The following is a 15,831-nucleotide window of genomic DNA, read 5'->3' on the forward strand; positions in this document are numbered from 1 at the left end:
GAAATTATTTTTACATCGCGTGGCAGGTTTTTCCGTCTCGTGCATCAAGACAGGTAAGACGCAGAAAAAAGCGTCCATCCAACCCTTTCACGACAGGACAGTCTTTATGCTCAGCCGCGTCAGCGCTTTGCGCACCGTTATCCTCGGTTTATCGGTGGCAACCGCAAGCCACAGCATCATGGCCGCCACTGCGGCGCCTACCCAGCAACAATCCCAACCTCGGGCGTATGACATTTCGCCCGGTAGCCTGGACCGTGTATTGGGGGCCTTTGGGCAGCAAGCGGGCGTGATGATCGGCATTGATTCGGCGCTGGCAGCCGGCATTCAGAGCAAAGGCCTGAAAGGCAATTTCTCGGTGGACGAAGGCCTGGAGCGCCTGTTGAGCCCGGCGGGCTTGCAGGCGGAGCGCGAGCAGGGCGGCTATCGCGTGGTGGCCAGGCCGTTGTCCCAAGACGGAAAGGTGGAGTTGCAGACCACCCAAGTCAGCGCCAACCAACTCGGCACGGTCACCGAAGGCACGGGCTCGTATACCCCGGGCACCATTGCCACGGCCACGCGCCTGGTGCTGACGCCGCGGGAAACTCCGCAATCGATCTCGGTGGTCACCCGCCAGGTCATGGATGACTTCGGTCTCAAATCCATCGACGATGTGATGCGCCACACGCCGGGCATCACCGTGTCGACCTACGACACCGAGCGCACCAACTATTACTCGCGCGGTTTCTCCATCGAGAACTTCCAGTACGACGGCATACCGACCCTGCGTGATGCTCAATACTCGGCGGGCCAGACCATGACGGACATGGCGATCTACGACCGTGTCGAAGTGCTGAAGGGCGCTACAGGCCTGCTGACCGGTGCCGGTGGCCCTGGCGGTACTATCAACCTGATCCGCAAGAAGCCGACCTCCGAGTTCAAGAGCAGCATCGAACTGGGCGCGGGCTCCTGGGATAACTACCGTTCGCAGGTCGACGTCAGCGGTCCCCTGACTGAAACCGGGAACGTGCGCGGTCGCGCAGTGGCCGCCTATCAGGACAAAAAGTCGTTCCTTGATCATTACTCGCGCAAGACCAGCGTGCTCTACGGCATTCTCGAAGTCGACCTGACCCCGGACACCCTGCTGACCCTGGGCGCCGACTACCAGGACAGCGACCCCAAAGGTTCCAGCTGGACTGGCACCCGTACCATCTTCGACGCCACCGGCAACAAACTCGACTTGCCGCGCTCGTTCAACAACGGGCCGAAATGGGGCTCATGGCAACAATACAGCCACACTGTCTTCGCCACCCTGGAACACAGCTTCGACAACGGCTGGGTCACCAAAGGCCAGTACAACCATCAGGTCAACGGCTATGACGCGCCATTGGGCTACATCTCCCAGGATTCCGCGACAGCCAGTTCGATCTATGCGGCCAAATACACCGGCGACACCACCAGCGACAGCCTGGATGTGTACGCCTCGGGACCATTTGAGCTGTTCGGGCGTGAGCATGAACTGGTGATCGGGCAGTCCGTTTCCAGCTCACGGTGGAAGGGCAAGGACTACCGTAACCCCGTCTACTTCGACAACTCCTATGATTTCTACAACTGGCACGGCGAGGCTATCGAGCCTGCGTGGGGTAAGGCATCCCGCTTCAGTGATGAAATCACCCGCCAGACCGGCACCTATGTCACCGGGCGCTTCAGCCTGACCGATGCGCTGCACCTGTTGCTCGGCACGCGGGTTGCCAACTATCAGGTCACTGGCACCAGCGACACCGAAGAAAGCGGCAAGGTGGTGCCGTACGCCGGCCTGACGTACGACCTCAACGAAAACTTCACCGCCTACGCCAGCTACACGGAAATCTTCAAGCCGCAGACCCAGTACCGCGATCGAACCAACACCATGCTTCAACCCGACGAGGGCAAAAACTACGAGATAGGCCTCAAGGGCGAATTCTTCGATGGCCGCCTGAATGCCAGCCTCGCCTACTTCGAGGTGCACGAAACCAATCGCCCAATCGCCGATACCGCCTGGAACTCGCAGCCGGCCGTCGACTACGCGTACATGGGCACCGAGAGCAAAACCAAAGGCTACGAAGCCGAGATCTCCGGCGAACTCGCGCCAGGCTGGCAGTTGCAGGCCGGGTACACCCACAAGATCGCTCGCGATGCCGATGGCAAGAAAGTGGCGACCTGGGAGCCCGAGGATCAGGTCACCCTCTACACCAGCTACAAACTCCAAGGCAGCCTGGACAAACTCACCCTCGGTGGTGGCACGCGCTGGCAGAGTGCGGGCTGGCAAACCGTGCGCAACTGGGGCTATCCCGGTGGCGGCCGTTCGGAAAAATTTACCCAAGACCCATACTGGCTGGTGGACGTGATGGCGCGCTATCAACTGACCCAGAACCTGTCGGCCACGCTTAACGTCAACAACGTGTTCGACAAGAAGTACTTCACCAATATCGGGTTCTATGACTCGGCGTATTACGGTGACCCGCGCAACGTGATGGTTACGACTCGTTGGGATTTCTGAGGTAGATGAGAGCAAAAGGCCGAGTTTCCTCGGCCTTTTTTGTTATTGGAGTGTTTGGGTATCTTGGGTGAGCACCAGCACGCGCTCTACCAACAGTTCGCTCAGCACGATCAATTGCTGGCTGGCCAGCATCTTGTGGCGGCTGGCACCTTCGAGTTCGAAGGCGAGGTCGGTGGTCATGGCGTTGAGTGAGGCGAGGGTTTCGCTGGCTTGGATCAGCAGGGTTTCGGGGGAGAGATCTGGGGCGAGGGTGAAGAGGGTTGTCGAGGGTGGATTGGGGGGATCTTTTTCATAATGAAGCTCCCCCACTGTTTAAGGAGCTACCGCCCCCTGCTGTCAACAGGAATGGATGGCAGCTGTACGCGGGTTGACAGACCGGAAGTGTAGGAACCCGGCGCACCCGAAGATGCCCCACGCACAGCCGCCATGAGCGAGGCGGAACGCGTCAAGCATGCCGTCTTATCAAGGGGTGTGAAAGGTTGCACTTTTCGGCCTGTCAAAGCCGGTCGCTGATGAGCAGCGACGGGAGGAAGTTAGCTGTGTGGCGCGGGTTGCGCCAGTTCATCAAGGGCGCGATAGCTTGAAGGAAAATTCTGAAGGTTCATCCTGTCGGGCTTTTCAAACCCCAGAAACAACAAAACCCGCACTAGGCGGGTTCTGTCGATGCTTCGAATTGGTGGGCCGGGGTAATCTGAATTGTATTTTTAGGTATTTGATTTAGTTGCTTAAAGTGAGGTTTCAAATTTCTTTGGAATACCGATTGGAATACCGAGAGAAGCTGGAATGAGCATTATGCTTCGTTTCCGTATCTTGCAAGGACGGCCAAAAGGATCATCCATTTACTCGAAACCGGGCAAGCTGAGCATGCCTCCTGTGGTGCGTTTGCCAAAGCCGTTGGGCATTAGGATTTTGTGCTTCTTCATCTCCGCGAGCACCGCTAACCATTCGGTTTTGCCAAAGCGCAGCTTGGTGTCGTTCCAGCTATGCATGACTTCGTCCACGATGGCTTCATCGGAAACTGGGCGGCTTTCAAGGATAAAGTCGTTCCAGGCGGCATAAAGCGTCACAGTCATTTCGCAACGATCTGTATCCCAGTCCCGCATTAGTTCGATGACCTGCTCAATGGTGGCGCGTTCAGCGACTGGCCAGGCGCTGCAATACGCCTGCCGATGGTGTCCTGCATGGGAAAGCGGGCGGTAAGCATGGCCAACGGTCTCGCGCTCGATGCGCTCATACCATTGATGGTCTTGCATCTCGCCTTCGACCTTATTCATCAACTGGCGATCGTGGGGGCCTGCAGCATCGCGCAGGTAGTCACCTCGGATTTCGGCGAGCCTAGCCGCGTGCTCGGCCAAGTAAATCACTTTTTGCAGTTTGCGTTGACCGAAGGTGCGCTGGTTATGCAGTCGATGAGTGATTTCTGCGGCGAGCAGAGTACGGGCTGCTTGCCTATCCATGGTGCGTAGAACCCGCTGGTCATCTTCGGCAAGGGCGTGTTGGATCAGGGTATTGGCCAACTGTTCGTTCAGTAGTCGGCCCTGGGTTAGGTAGGTTTTGAGCTGATCACAGAGTTCCATCAGTTGATCGACTTTGGCAACGATGCGGCGTTGTTCTGATACTGGCGGTAGCGCTACAGGAATGCTACGAATTTTACCGACACTCAAGTTGAAAAGACCGCTTGTTGTAATAGCCAAGCGCTTCATGTGAGCGATGCCAACTGGAGAGTTGAGGTAAAGGGCCAGATATTCCACTTGCTCACATATTTCTGGGCGAACACGCATCAGGTGATTTTGGTAGACGCAATCTTCGACTTCTCCCCGCCAAATTGCACATCTTCCTATTTCGTTCTCACTTCCGTTTCCCTCAACGATTAAGAGATCACCCGCGTTTAATCGCCACTTTGCGAGTTCCGCCAGCGACAGCTCATATCGCTCAAGCTCCTTGACATCAATCCGACCACGCTGAACATTCGCGACACGTAGATATGGAAAGTGCTGAGAGATCGGCCTTCGCAAAGGGGTTTTCTGAATCCCTCCTTGGACAGTGCAGAACTCTTCAATTCTGATCTCGTCCCAGCCAGCAGGCAGCCCGTCCTGGAGACAGACGCTCACATCTTGCGGTACCAGTTTGCCCGTCACTGCTAATTGCAACAGGGATTGTTTGAGGGCGTCGATGCTGGGTTCGGTGGTGAACATGGTGTGGAAGTGTTCGGCCAGGCGTTGCCAGTTGATGGTGAAGTCGTTAGCGTCGCTGGCTTGGGTCAGGCTGTCGAGAAGCGCTTGCACCAGTTGGGCGTGGGCGATTTCGGCGTCGGTCTGCTGGTCTTCCAGGCGGTCGCACAGGGCCATCAGCTCATCGACTTTGGCGACGATACGATCTTGTTCGGCGAGCGGTGGCACGGGCACTACCAGCTTTTCCATTTTCTCTTTGGTCATGTGAACCATTGATACGCCATGGCCAGCAGCCTTGATCTCTTGCGTTTTCTCCAGCAACCAGTTGTAGAGGTAATGCTTGCTGAGCTGACCTTTGGCGTAAAAATCGAGCTTCCAGATGTGGTAGTGGTAGATTGAGCGCTCACCATGCCAAATGAATGGTCCGAAAGATGCAGACCAAGCAAACAGTAAGTCTCCCGGATTGCAGTACTTATCCTCTGCAAGGGTGAGAGTCGAGTAATACCAATGATTGGATGTAAAGAGGTTCCCAACTCGCAGGACGGGCGTGCCTGCTTCTAGCAGCTCTTCTTTCTTGTAGGCCCTACCATTAAGGACATTCACAACATCAGCAAGTCGAGCCCACGCCCAGCCCGCTGGCAGCTCAAATGCTGGGTCTTCGGCATCTCTTTCAGAAAGCGCCTTCTGCTTCTTGATCTTGCCCTCAGCCACCAACCGCGCCTTTTCTTCGGCAATGCGCCTGAGTAACTCACTGGCCGGTTCATCACTTGGATCTTGCGGCACCAACTTGCCGCGCACCGCCAGTTCCAGAATCAGTTCACGCAGCTTTTTGATACCGCTCGGCGCGCCAGCCAGCAGTGGCAGGTTATCTGTAAGTAACGTCGTCATACCTCGCGCTCCAGGGCTTCAGCCAGCACGGCCTTAAGTTGGTCGCGCAGATCGCTGATCTCGCCTTGCAGCGTGGTGTAGTTGCTCAGTAGTTCGTCCGGATCGTGGCTGATTTGTTCGCCGATATGCGGGTTTTTGCAGTCCAGGTTCCAGTTTCGCGCTTGCAGCTCTTCGACGCTGACCTGCCAGGCAAATTCGTTCTCCACCCGTGCGGCAAAGCCATTGACCTCGCTGCCCCACCAGGCTTCTTCCACTGAGAACTCTTCGATGCGCATGGGGCGGGTCTTGGAGTAATTCTTCACACCGGCCGGATACTGGTGCTCGTAGAACCACACCTGTTTGGTCGGTGTGCCCTTGGTGAAGAACAGCAGGTTGGTCTTGATGCTGGTGTAGGGGTTGAACACGCCGTTGGGCAGGCGAACGATGGTGTGCAGGTTGCACTCGGTCAGCAGTTTGTCCTTGATGCGGCTTTTGATGCCTTCGCCAAACAGAAAGCCATCGGGTAGCACCACGGCGGCGCGGCCACCGTCTTTCAGCAACTGCATGATCAACACTAAAAACAGGTCTGCCGTCTCACGAGTGCGGAAGGCCGCTGGGAAGTTGGTTTCGATGCCGTCTTCTTCCATGCCGCCGAACGGTGGGTTGGCGACGATGCAGTGCATGCGCTCGCTCGGCCCCCAACTGATCAGCGGTTTGCTCAGGGTGTTATCGTGGCGAATCTGATTCGGCACTTCGATGCCGTGCAGAATCATATTGGTGGTGGCCAGCAGGTGCGGCAACGGCTTTTTCTCCACGCCGAAGATGCTGGCCTGTAGGGTTCGCTCGTCTTCGGTGGTTTCTACATAGCGGCTGCGCTTATGCTCAATGGCACAGGTCAGAAATCCGCCCGTGCCGCAGGCCGGGTCCATGACCTTTTCGTCCAACTTCGGATCGACCATACGCACCATAAACTCGGTGACTGGGCGCGGGGTGTAGAACTCGCCAGCATTACCCGCGTTCTGTAGGTCTCGCAGCAGTTGCTCATAGAGGTTGCCGAACTCGTGGCGTTCCTGGGCCTTGTTGAAATCCACGCCTTCCTGAATCTTGTTGATCACCTGGCGCAGCAGCTGGCCGGATTTCATGTAGTTGTAAGCGTCCTCAAATACGCTGCGCACCACATAGGCCGAAGGCGTGTTGCTGTACTCATTCAGGTTCTGCAACTGGGGGAATAGGTTGTTGTCGATAAAGTCCTTGAGAGCCTCGCCGGTCATGCCTTCCGGATCGGCGGCCCAGGTACGCCAGCGGCAACTGTCTGGAATGGGCGAGCGGTAGTTGTCGTCCATCAGCTCCCATTCCAGCTCGCGGTCATCGAAAATCTTCAGGAACAGCAGCCACACGAGCTGGCCGATACGCTGGGCGTCGCCGTCTACGCCAACGTCTTTACGCATGATGTCCTGAATGGACTTGATGGTGGAGCTAATGGACATGAAGTTCTCTCAACGCATACCGCAAGGGGGGCGAAATTCTACAGGATAGTGTGGACAGCTGCCTTGGCAGGTCGTCGGTAGTTAGCCGTCAACTGGCATAAAGTTCGTCTTCCAGCTCGTGGATGGCCTGGTTGTAGCCAGCCTTGCCGCCGAAGGCTTTGACCAATTCCATGGGCGCACCGAACTGGCTGAAAGGGTCAAGCTGAAGGATTTTGATGTCCTCGATATGCTCGATGCCGGTATCGGCGTATTTATCCAGCAATGCCTCCAGGACCTGGCGGGCGGCACCGGAATACTTGGCGAAGTAGTTGCGCTTTTTCACCTGTTCGGCTCGCTCGCGGCGTGACAGGGCGGGCTGATCGAAGGCGACGTGGCAGATCAGGTCGAACGGATCGAGCGGTTTACCCTGTGTCTTCTCCACTTCCTCGGCCAAGGCTTCCCACATCACACCCTGGACGGCCATCTCCTCGATGATGACTTTCTTTTGTTCGGCATCACTCCAACGCCGGAGGAAGTCGTCCAGCGAGGCGAACTGCTTTTGCACGCAGGTGCGGGTGTAGTCGTGCAGCGATTCGGTGATCAATCGGCCATCCGGACCGTAATACTGCACACGCTCGGCGATGACATGAATCGGGACGTTGTCGATGACGTACTTGATGCGTTTTTTGCCCTCATCTTCGCCGGTAAAATCCAGGTCATCACCCTCGTTATCGTTGCCTGCGCTGATGCCATCTTCATCGGCTAGTGGGTCATCCGGCGGTACGGGGGAGTCATCGCCTTCTGGGGCGTAGATCACCACCGGGTCACCGTCGAAGGCCGGGTCGGCAAACAGCTCGGTGGCCTTTTTGAAGTCCATGATGGTGAACCAGTACTTGCCGTAGTCCTCGTTGATCCGAGTGCCACGACCGATAATTTGCTTGAATTCGGTCATCGATTTGATGTGTTGGTCGAGTACGATCAGCTTGCACGTCTGAGCATCGACGCCGGTGGTCATCAGTTTGCTGGTGGTAGCAATAACCGGGTAGCGCTCTTCCGGGTTGATGAAGTTATCCAGTTCGGCCTTGCCTTCCTGGTCATCGCCGGTGATACGCATGACGTATTTGCGATTCTCGGCCACCCGCTCGGGGTTGAGGTTCACCAGAGCCTGGCGCATGCGCTCGGCGTGGTTGATGTCGTCGCAGAAGACGATGGTTTTCTGAAATGGATCAGTGGCCTTGAGGAGTTCGGTAACTTTCTGCGCCACCAGTTGGGTGCGCGCCTCAATGACTAGGGTGCGATCCATGTCCTTGAGGTTGTAGATGCGGTCTTCGATCAGTTCGCCGTTTTTGTCGAGCATGCCCTTGGGCGGACGCCAGCCTTGCAGGTCTTTGTCGAAGTCGATGCGCACCACTTTATAGGGGGCGAGGAAGCCGTCTTCGATGCCTTGCTTCAAGGTGTAGCTGTAAATCGGCTCACCGAAGTAAGTGATGCTGGATACTTCTTTGGTCTCCTTCGGTGTGGCAGTGAGGCCGACATGGGTGGCGCTAGAGAAGTAGTCGAGGATTTCACGCCAGGCGGAATCTTCGGCGGCACTGCCACGGTGGCACTCGTCGATCACGATCAGGTCGAAGAAGTCGCGGGAGAACTGCTTGTAGATGTTCATCTCTTCATCAGTGCCGGTGACGGCCTGATAGAGCGACAGGTAGATCTCGTAGGAGGTATCGATCTGCCGTTTAGCGATTTTTGTCATCGCCTGGCCGAAGGGCTTGAAGTCGTTGTTCTTGGTCTGGTCGACCAGGATGTTGCGATCGGCCAGGAACAGAATGCGTTTCTTCTGTTTTGATTTCCACAGCCGCCAGATGATTTGGAAGGCGGTGTAGGTCTTGCCGGTGCCCGTTGCCATCACTAGTAAGATACGGTCTTGGCCACGCGCTACAGCTTCGACGGTGCGGTTGATGGCATTCATCTGGTAATAGCGCGGCATGCGCCCGGAACCGTCGTCGTAATAGGGCGCTTCGATCTTGTGCTGGGCGGTATTATCCAGCCCCTTCCACTGGCAGTAGCGCATCCAGAGTTCGGTGGGGCTGGGGAATTGATCGAGGGTGAGTTCTGTCTCTATCTGGCTGCCTGTGCCACTGCGGTCGTGAAACAGGAACCCATCGCCATTGCTGGAAAACACGAACGGTACGTCCAGCGCCTCTGCATAGCCCAGGGCTTGCTGCATGCCGGAGCCAACGGAGTGCTTGTTGTCCTTTGCCTCGATCACAGCGATAGGTAGGTTGGCCTGGTGGTAGAGGATGAAGTCTGCGCGGCGTGCTTCGCCACGGCTGTGAAGTTTTCCCCGGACGATAATGCGGCCTTTGGTAAAGCTGACTTCCTCGCGCACCTGCTTATGCATGTCCCATCCAGCTTGCTGAACGGCTGGGGCAATGTACTTGCTGCAGATGTCCCGCTCGGAAAGCGACTTTTTGTCCATAACCCCAATTCCCTTTCAAACCGGCCTGGTCGCTCCATTCCGGCACTGCTGATCGTGCTCGATGGGTGTAAATGTACCTTGTTTGATAGTGGCACGGGGGAAGATCAGATTTTGGTGGTTGAAGCTGTAGGCAAGATGAGTCGAGGCCATGACAGCGCGAGTGTTTTGCATCGTCCAGATTCTTTTATCTGGGATCGTTCTCTGCAGCGGGCTGAAGATGGCTAGGGTGGATAGGACCACAAGCGAATCGTTGGTACTGAATTAACTTCCGTCGGCGTACATCACCAATTTGGCGGAGCATGTTCGGTCGTTCCCGATCCATGTAGGCCGCTGGAAACAGCGCCGGATCGTAGGGGATGGCGTCCAGCACGTCGATTCCATATTCGACATAAACACGCTTGCCGAGCGGTGTCAGGGCCAAGGCTTTAATTCGATGGATATGCTCTGATATGACTCGATACCCATCATGAGCCAGCAAGTCGCGCAGGTACTGGTTCGACGCGCGTAGTGCGATCTTCACTCGCACTGACTCCCGGTGCTTTCGATCCTGCCAGTAAGCGAATAGGTTGAACAAACGGGACTTTAGACACGTGATGGGGTCGATGACGGCGACCTGCACACCTTCGATATCCAGGACGGATAAATACTTGAAAATCTCTTTTTTGGGCGCGCCCCCGACGCTGTCCATTTCCAGTATATCGACGATGACCTCTTTACCGTCAATCCAGTCAATGTACGCGGCGGCAATATTTATCGTGTTGTCGTCCATCTTCGCCTTGCGAAAAGGGACGCCCATCATCTGGGCGCAATAATCAATAGAGCTGGGCTTACCGATAAAGTCCAAGTCATCGCTAGTGACGAATCCGACATCCTCGCCTGTCATTTCGTCGATGAGGTATTGCCGGGCCCAAAGCGTAAGCGATTGCCCGCCAACGATCACAAGGCCGTAATCGGTGACAGCTGATTGAATTGAGGGGCGGTAGACGCGCTGAATTAGATCAAGCAGGAAAGCAAAGAGCTCTGAACGTTCAAGTAGGGCGAACGGAGCGTCTTCGTTTACCGCTTCGGGCATCAGTTGCTAAGCGCAGAAAATCGTTGTGGGCGGGCGATTGGGCCAGAATTACCACGAAGGACGGCTTTGGCACGGGCAGCAGCCATTTCAAGCATCTGAGGGTCAGATGCATAGACAGCATCAACCTGGCGGTTACGTGAGCTGCTTTTAAGGCTCATCATTTCCGCAAAGCTAAGGTCTTTTGAATGCTGGGGGCCGCTGATCATGGCGAAATTACCCATAAGGGTGGAGATATAGACTTGAATTTGAGGTTAGCACATTCAGTCTGCGCATTTACAGGTGAAGGGCTGTGATTGCAAGGCTTTAACCGACGAAATGCACTGCCTTGCGACCATCCTGCGTGAAAAAACAGGTTGTTTTTCGCTCACTAGGTACCAACAGGAGGGCTGGCTACGCCAGCCCTCCTGTTGGTACCTAGTGAGCATTTAACGCATTAAAAGACCATCTTTTAAGAATCTAATCAGTTGTCAAGTGAAATGTCAACTATTAGTACTGCAGCATTAGCTAAGCCTATCAGCTCCGGTATTGACGCGCTGACCTACGTTCGTGATCCGTAATTGAAAAAATAGCATGCACCGAAAAAAGGTTGCCCGATGAGCGTGAGGGTGAGGATCTCGCTGAGCAAGTAGCCCTACGATTTTTGAGGGCGGTCCGGGGAGAACAGTCCAAAGTGTAAGCGGCGGAGTTTATTTTCGTAATAAAAAACATGAGACTGGGCTAGACACCTGATCGGCTCTGGGCGCAGTCTCACTTGAGAGTGGCATCTGAACTCCGAAGCTGGAGGAAGGGTCAAAATCCAGCTGATAGCACTGATGGCCAAAAATAGACTGGTAATGTTCAAAAAGTCGATGAAGTGCTATTGAGATAGCTTAATGCTATCTGTAGAGTTCGGCCCCCAGAGAACATGACGGTACTGAGCATTGGAAGCGGACGTTAATCCAACCGGTGAGGTTGATGAGGTTGTTGAGGCTGAAGAAGCTGAAGAGGCCATTCAACCCCGTCTCAGACTTGAGCTTCCAAATGAGATTTCAGCTGAAACGGTCGATCCCGTCGTTGCTTTCTTGAAGGACGCTCCTGAAGGGACTGCGATTGAGCTTCACCTACGACATAACGCAGGTGGGCGAGTGGACAAAATGGTCGCTTTGATCGATGCTCTTAATGAAACGAAGGCAACGGTCGAAATAACCTATAGTCGATACATAATGAGCGCAGCAGCAACCGTATGGCTTCATTTTCTGCTGAGAGCCACGACGAATGTGCAGTCGCTGATGCCGAAAAAACCTGGCGTCGTCATGTATCACCGTCCACGCAAGACACAAGGTGACTATTTGTGTTTTGCGGACGAAGTAAAAGATGATCATCCGCTAAAAGGGCCCTTGGCGAAGCAGATGAAAATTTTTGATGACTTGTTTGAAATTATGTATTTAGCCTTCCTTAGAGTTGGTCCCGACGGCCAGCTGAGGGATGAGCCCGCTGAAAGTATGGTTCATGAGCCCGATGGCCTGACCTACAGACATTGGGTGATGCGGCTCAGAGATTGCTACTACGGGAACCAGGACTGCCTGATTCCTGTCTAAACCTACAACGGAGTGGAGACGGCGATATGACTGGTAAATCGTTAAGGTATCTCAAACCTGCTTCAGTGGAGCAGCGTAAGCAGAACGCCGAGCTTACTCGCGAGGCTGTGGCCAGTTATAAGAAGGCCACCCAAGACATCCATGAAATTTGTGCAGCGAAAGGTTTGGTTGAGCCGATCCTTACTGCGTGAATTAGCTGATGTCAAAAAACCCGCCTATTGGCGGGTTTTTTTGTGGGTTTTATCCAACGCTGGCCCGGGCCCACACGGCAAGGTTGTCTATTAAGCTGGTATAACCGAGCCGGTTCATCCGCAAGAGAATATCCACGCTCAGATAGATGAAGGTGGGCAAGCGTGCCTGGAGGGTTGCCTATCCACGATTCGAGCGTTAGATCAGCATTTCTCGGTCATTCCCTAATCGTTTCCAGATCAACAGAGCGGTGAGCCAATAGTAATACCGGGTGGCGTCGGAGTGGTCTTTCAGGTGCTGAGTGAGAAACCAGCGCACATGCTTGAGCTGCCAGGTCCAGGGATTATCGCGTTGCCATCGTTGTTGAATGGCCGCTTGCATGATTCGGGCTTGGCGTAGGTGGCGATGCTGTGTGACCTTCGAGCCAGTCAGTACGCCGCTCAGGAACAGCTCCATATCGAAGGGTTTGGTCACGCTCGACCTCCAATGTAGGCCGAAACCACATCAATCCGGTTATGCCCGAGCTCAATGCTGATCTGTTGCCGTGCCTTCTGATCAAGGTCGCGGTCAATGCGGTAGCAGTGGCCACCATTGACTGGTGCCGCGTGGCCCGTGAGCTGCTCATAACGCTCGCAGGCGTAGGCCGCTCGCAGTTCATGGAAACCCTTCAGCTCGTGTTCATGCAGCGTTTCTCGGGCGGGGAGTACGGTCTGATGCAGGAACACGGCGTAGCTTTCGTCTAGGGCCAGCAAGTTGCGGCTGCGGGGCGGCGATGCCTTACGAGCCAATTGCAGTGCCGTCTTCACCGTTTCATTGGCCACGACCCATCGCGGCGCTGATGCCCCTGAACGGCCGCCTTTGGTGCCGTCCTGGATGTTGATGCGGCTCAGGTGTTCGGCTTCGCGGTGCAAGCGTGGCAGGTCAGCCAGAATCGCTTCGCGTAGGCGCATACCGGTTGTTCGGGCCAACAGGATAATCGCGGCCACCCGCTTGTGTTGCTGTTCGCCAAGCGCCTCCACCACTCGCCGCACCTGTTGGTGGTCTTGGCCCTCCGGCGCGCGGGTGCGTACGCTCAAGCGCTGCTGTCCCAACGCTTGACTCGGGCTGGCGATTCTCACGTCCTGATCACCGCGCAGCGCCGCGAGGGTGCGATTGACGCTGCTCAGGCGGTTCTGCGCGGTGGCGATGCAGAGTTCACCTTGCTGGATCTGCTGGCGCAGATACGCGGCATAGTCTTGCAGCGTCTGTCGATCGATCTGACGCGCATCGTTGTAACCGGGGCCGTCCTCTGACCGACACCAACGCACGAACGCTTGCCAGCGATCGCTATGCGCTTTGACCGTGGCGAAGTGGCCGCCGGCAAACAGATCCTTGAGCGCTTGTGGGCCTGCGTAGCTCAGCTGGCGGCCATAGCCAAAGTTGCGACCCTCACGCCGACCGACCAGAGCCATCATCATCACCGTTTTCGTTTGTTTGCAGAAAGAGCAGCAGGGCTTTCCAGTAAGGGCTGAGCCTGTCCACCTGCTGCCAGTGTGTCGGGCGGATCAGGAGGGTGCTCTCGTGGTGTTGCAGCAGTGCTCCTTCCTCGCGCAGTTGCTCGATCAGATGGGCGAGCTGGGCACGGTCCAAGGTTGGTGTGGCGACAGCGGCGACAGTGGCGACAACCCGCGTCGTTTCTGACCTGGCGCGTGGCGACAGGGTGGCGACAGAGGCGGCGACACGCCGCGATTCAGGCTGTGGTTGATGTTGCGCCTGGTAGCGGCGCACCGCGTCATTGAGGCGGAACATGGCGTACCTCGAAGGTTCTTCCATCGCGACTGCTCAGCCAGCGATGAGTGATCAGCACGACCAATAAAGAGGCGGTATGGTCAGCGCTCTTGCGGGCAAAACGAGGGCCGTTGCGATTGACGTCGCGAATGGTGAAGTGGGTCCAGCCTTTCTGTACCAGCCAGCGCAGCAGCCGATCCGCCTCTTCGCATCGGCTATTGACCGGCTCCTGTTCGGTTAGGCGCTGAATCTCGGCCAGGTAGTAATCCATCAGGGTGGAGGCGCGCTGGATGTGTCCTTCCTCCAACGCACGGGCCTGTTCAACCGTGGCCAGCACGCCCGCAATACGCATTACATTCGCCGCTGCTTTGCCCGCGACAGGCTGGATGCCGGCCAGCTCGCCGAACTCGCCAGACTGGCACTCGATGGTGTCGTGAATATCAATCCAGGCCCGGCGCGCCCGGGGAGTCAGCTCCAGCGCGGCGGGATTGAGTGATCCATCCTGGTGAAGCGACCAGGGCTTTTGCAGCAGGGCGGTGATCCGCTGTTGGTAGCACTGGACTTTGGCATCTTGGGTCAGGTCGATCGCCTTGTAGAGCCGCTGGCCGGCCAGCCGCTCGGGCCAACTGATCAGGCAGCGGCCGAGGATGCCTTGGCCATTGATCACCGGGTCTTTGAACAGCTGGTTGGCCAGGTAGGGTTGCAGCATCAGATGCAGGCTGAGGCGGCGGTCATAGGCACGCAGGCTTTCCCCAGCCATGGAACGCGCCCGGTCGATCGGGCTGCCATCCCACAGCATCGACAAGGTGGTGATCGCCTTGAGCAGATTTTCTTTGCTCATGGTGCTGCTGCCCAAGAACTGACCACCTTCATCATTGAACAAGCCCATGCTGGGTAAGCCCTGGCCCAGGCTTTTGACCAGGGCCTCAATGGTGGGCTCGGCAATGATCAGTCTCGGTGGTACCGGTTCGGACAGCTCACTGCCTTTCGCCTCAGCACGCTCTGTTGAGGCTTTGGGTTTGGCCATGATGCTGGTAGCGGCGCGATAAGCTTTGAGTTTTTCCGCATACAGGGTCCACTGCTGTCGCTCCCAGTCGCGCGCCGCCTTTAGTGCCAGATGGTCCACCGCGCTTTTGCGATCTCCCGAGGACGCCACCGTCAGTAGGTAAAGGGACAACGGATAGGTTCGGCCGTCGAGTTGGACATTGGCATGACCCTGGCTCACCAGGGCAGCGCTGGCCAGCACCGATTGTGCAGCCATTGCGCAGGGCACGCCGATCACCTCGGCCAGTCGTTCGACCGCAGGGCCCAACAGATCCCCGAGTGCTTCGACCGGGTAGGGCAGTGGCGCCTGCTGGTATTCCAGCAAGGGTTGTGGTGGCTCGAACGCTTCACACAGTTGCATCGCAATTCTCCTGAGATTATCGACTTCGTCCTCACTCATCCCGCCACTGTTGTTGAGTGTTATCAGGGATCAAGGCCCCTGCGACCTGTGAGGTTTGTCCACTACGCGGGACTGACGGCTCTTTACGACCGGGAGCTTGGGCATCTCATGATCTGGCCTCCTGAGCACTTCCGTAGAAGTGGGCGGGTGGAGGCTGCACTGGCTGACGAGACCAATGCCGCGAGATCCTGAGTCAGGTGAAGGCAGTGATGTGATGACCGGGGCATGCCTGACTGTCAGTCAGGTGCAGTCCATTTCTTGGGCTGCGGCACCATCATCGGCATCGC

Annotated in this window: 12 protein-coding genes; 3 read left to right on the plus strand and 9 right to left on the minus strand. The window is 56.3% G+C overall.

Annotation, left to right across the window (positions count from 1 at the left end; all coding sequences use genetic code 11):
• Positions 1-106: 106 nt before the first annotated feature.
• Positions 107-2,515 (plus strand): TonB-dependent siderophore receptor, encoded by a 2,409-nt coding sequence (locus tag BBG20_RS30965; protein WP_065910224.1) that lies wholly within the window; start codon positions 107-109, stop codon positions 2,513-2,515.
• Between the two features lie 42 nt (positions 2,516-2,557).
• On the opposite strand, the gene BBG20_RS30970 is transcribed toward BBG20_RS30965, so the two are convergent.
• The 5 genes from BBG20_RS30970 to BBG20_RS30995 all read right to left on the minus strand — a co-directional run bounded on the left by BBG20_RS30970 (position 2,558) and on the right by BBG20_RS30995 (position 10,567).
• Positions 2,558-2,824 carry a DUF6124 family protein gene (locus tag BBG20_RS30970; RefSeq protein ID WP_065910226.1) on the minus strand — a complete coding sequence of 89 codons (267 nt, stop codon included), beginning with the start codon at positions 2,822-2,824 and terminating at the stop codon, positions 2,558-2,560.
• A gap of 530 nt (positions 2,825-3,354) precedes the next feature.
• The gene (locus tag BBG20_RS32210) at positions 3,355-5,574 is read right to left on the minus strand and encodes a restriction endonuclease subunit S (RefSeq protein WP_083221514.1); all 2,220 of its coding nucleotides are present in this window, start codon (positions 5,572-5,574) and stop codon (positions 3,355-3,357) included.
• Positions 5,571-7,040 carry a type I restriction-modification system subunit M gene (locus BBG20_RS30985; RefSeq protein ID WP_065910228.1) on the minus strand — a complete coding sequence of 490 codons (1,470 nt, stop codon included), beginning with the start codon at positions 7,038-7,040 and terminating at the stop codon, positions 5,571-5,573. Before BBG20_RS30985 ends, BBG20_RS32210 begins: the two co-directional genes overlap by 4 nt.
• An 88-nt stretch (positions 7,041-7,128) precedes the next feature.
• Complete coding sequence (gene hsdR / locus BBG20_RS30990) at positions 7,129-9,495, minus strand: EcoAI/FtnUII family type I restriction enzme subunit R (protein WP_065910229.1); 2,367 nt, start codon at positions 9,493-9,495, stop codon at positions 7,129-7,131.
• A 184-nt stretch (positions 9,496-9,679) separates the two neighbouring features.
• On the minus strand, positions 9,680-10,567 hold the full coding sequence (locus BBG20_RS30995; protein WP_065910231.1) for a hypothetical protein: 888 nt from the start codon (positions 10,565-10,567) through the stop codon (positions 9,680-9,682).
• A 920-nt stretch (positions 10,568-11,487) separates the two neighbouring features.
• Here BBG20_RS30995 and BBG20_RS31000 point away from each other — a divergent pair.
• Both BBG20_RS31000 and BBG20_RS32995 read left to right on the plus strand, forming a co-directional pair.
• Entirely contained in the window at positions 11,488-12,144 is a 657-nt protein-coding gene (locus BBG20_RS31000; RefSeq protein WP_065910233.1) for a hypothetical protein, read from the plus strand.
• Positions 12,145-12,170: 26 nt separating this feature from the next.
• Entirely contained in the window at positions 12,171-12,335 is a 165-nt protein-coding gene (locus BBG20_RS32995; RefSeq protein ID WP_158267389.1) for a hypothetical protein, read from the plus strand.
• Positions 12,336-12,531: 196 nt separating this feature from the next.
• On the opposite strand, the gene BBG20_RS31005 is transcribed toward BBG20_RS32995, so the two are convergent.
• The 4 genes from BBG20_RS31005 to BBG20_RS31020 are packed head-to-tail and all read right to left on the minus strand — an operon-like array spanning position 12,532 to position 15,505.
• Positions 12,532-12,807, minus strand: a complete 276-nt coding sequence (locus tag BBG20_RS31005) for a hypothetical protein (RefSeq protein ID WP_065910235.1) — start codon at positions 12,805-12,807, stop codon at positions 12,532-12,534.
• Positions 12,804-13,784, minus strand: coding sequence for an integrase domain-containing protein (locus BBG20_RS31010; RefSeq protein ID WP_065910350.1), 981 nt, complete (start codon positions 13,782-13,784; stop codon positions 12,804-12,806). Before BBG20_RS31010 ends, BBG20_RS31005 begins: the two co-directional genes overlap by 4 nt.
• A complete protein-coding gene (locus BBG20_RS31015; protein WP_065910237.1) occupies positions 13,762-14,121 on the minus strand; it encodes a hypothetical protein in 360 nt (119 codons plus the stop codon). The genes BBG20_RS31010 and BBG20_RS31015 overlap by 23 nt, the downstream gene beginning before the upstream one ends.
• Positions 14,105-15,505: a YfjI family protein gene (locus tag BBG20_RS31020; protein ID WP_065910239.1), complete on the minus strand. Its 1,401-nt coding sequence runs from the start codon at positions 15,503-15,505 to the stop codon at positions 14,105-14,107. The genes BBG20_RS31015 and BBG20_RS31020 overlap by 17 nt, the downstream gene beginning before the upstream one ends.
• Positions 15,506-15,831: the final 326 nt, after the last annotated feature.

The organism is Pseudomonas aylmerensis (assembly GCF_001702265.1).
Classification (GTDB): Bacteria; Pseudomonadota; Gammaproteobacteria; order Pseudomonadales; family Pseudomonadaceae; genus Aquipseudomonas; species Aquipseudomonas aylmerensis.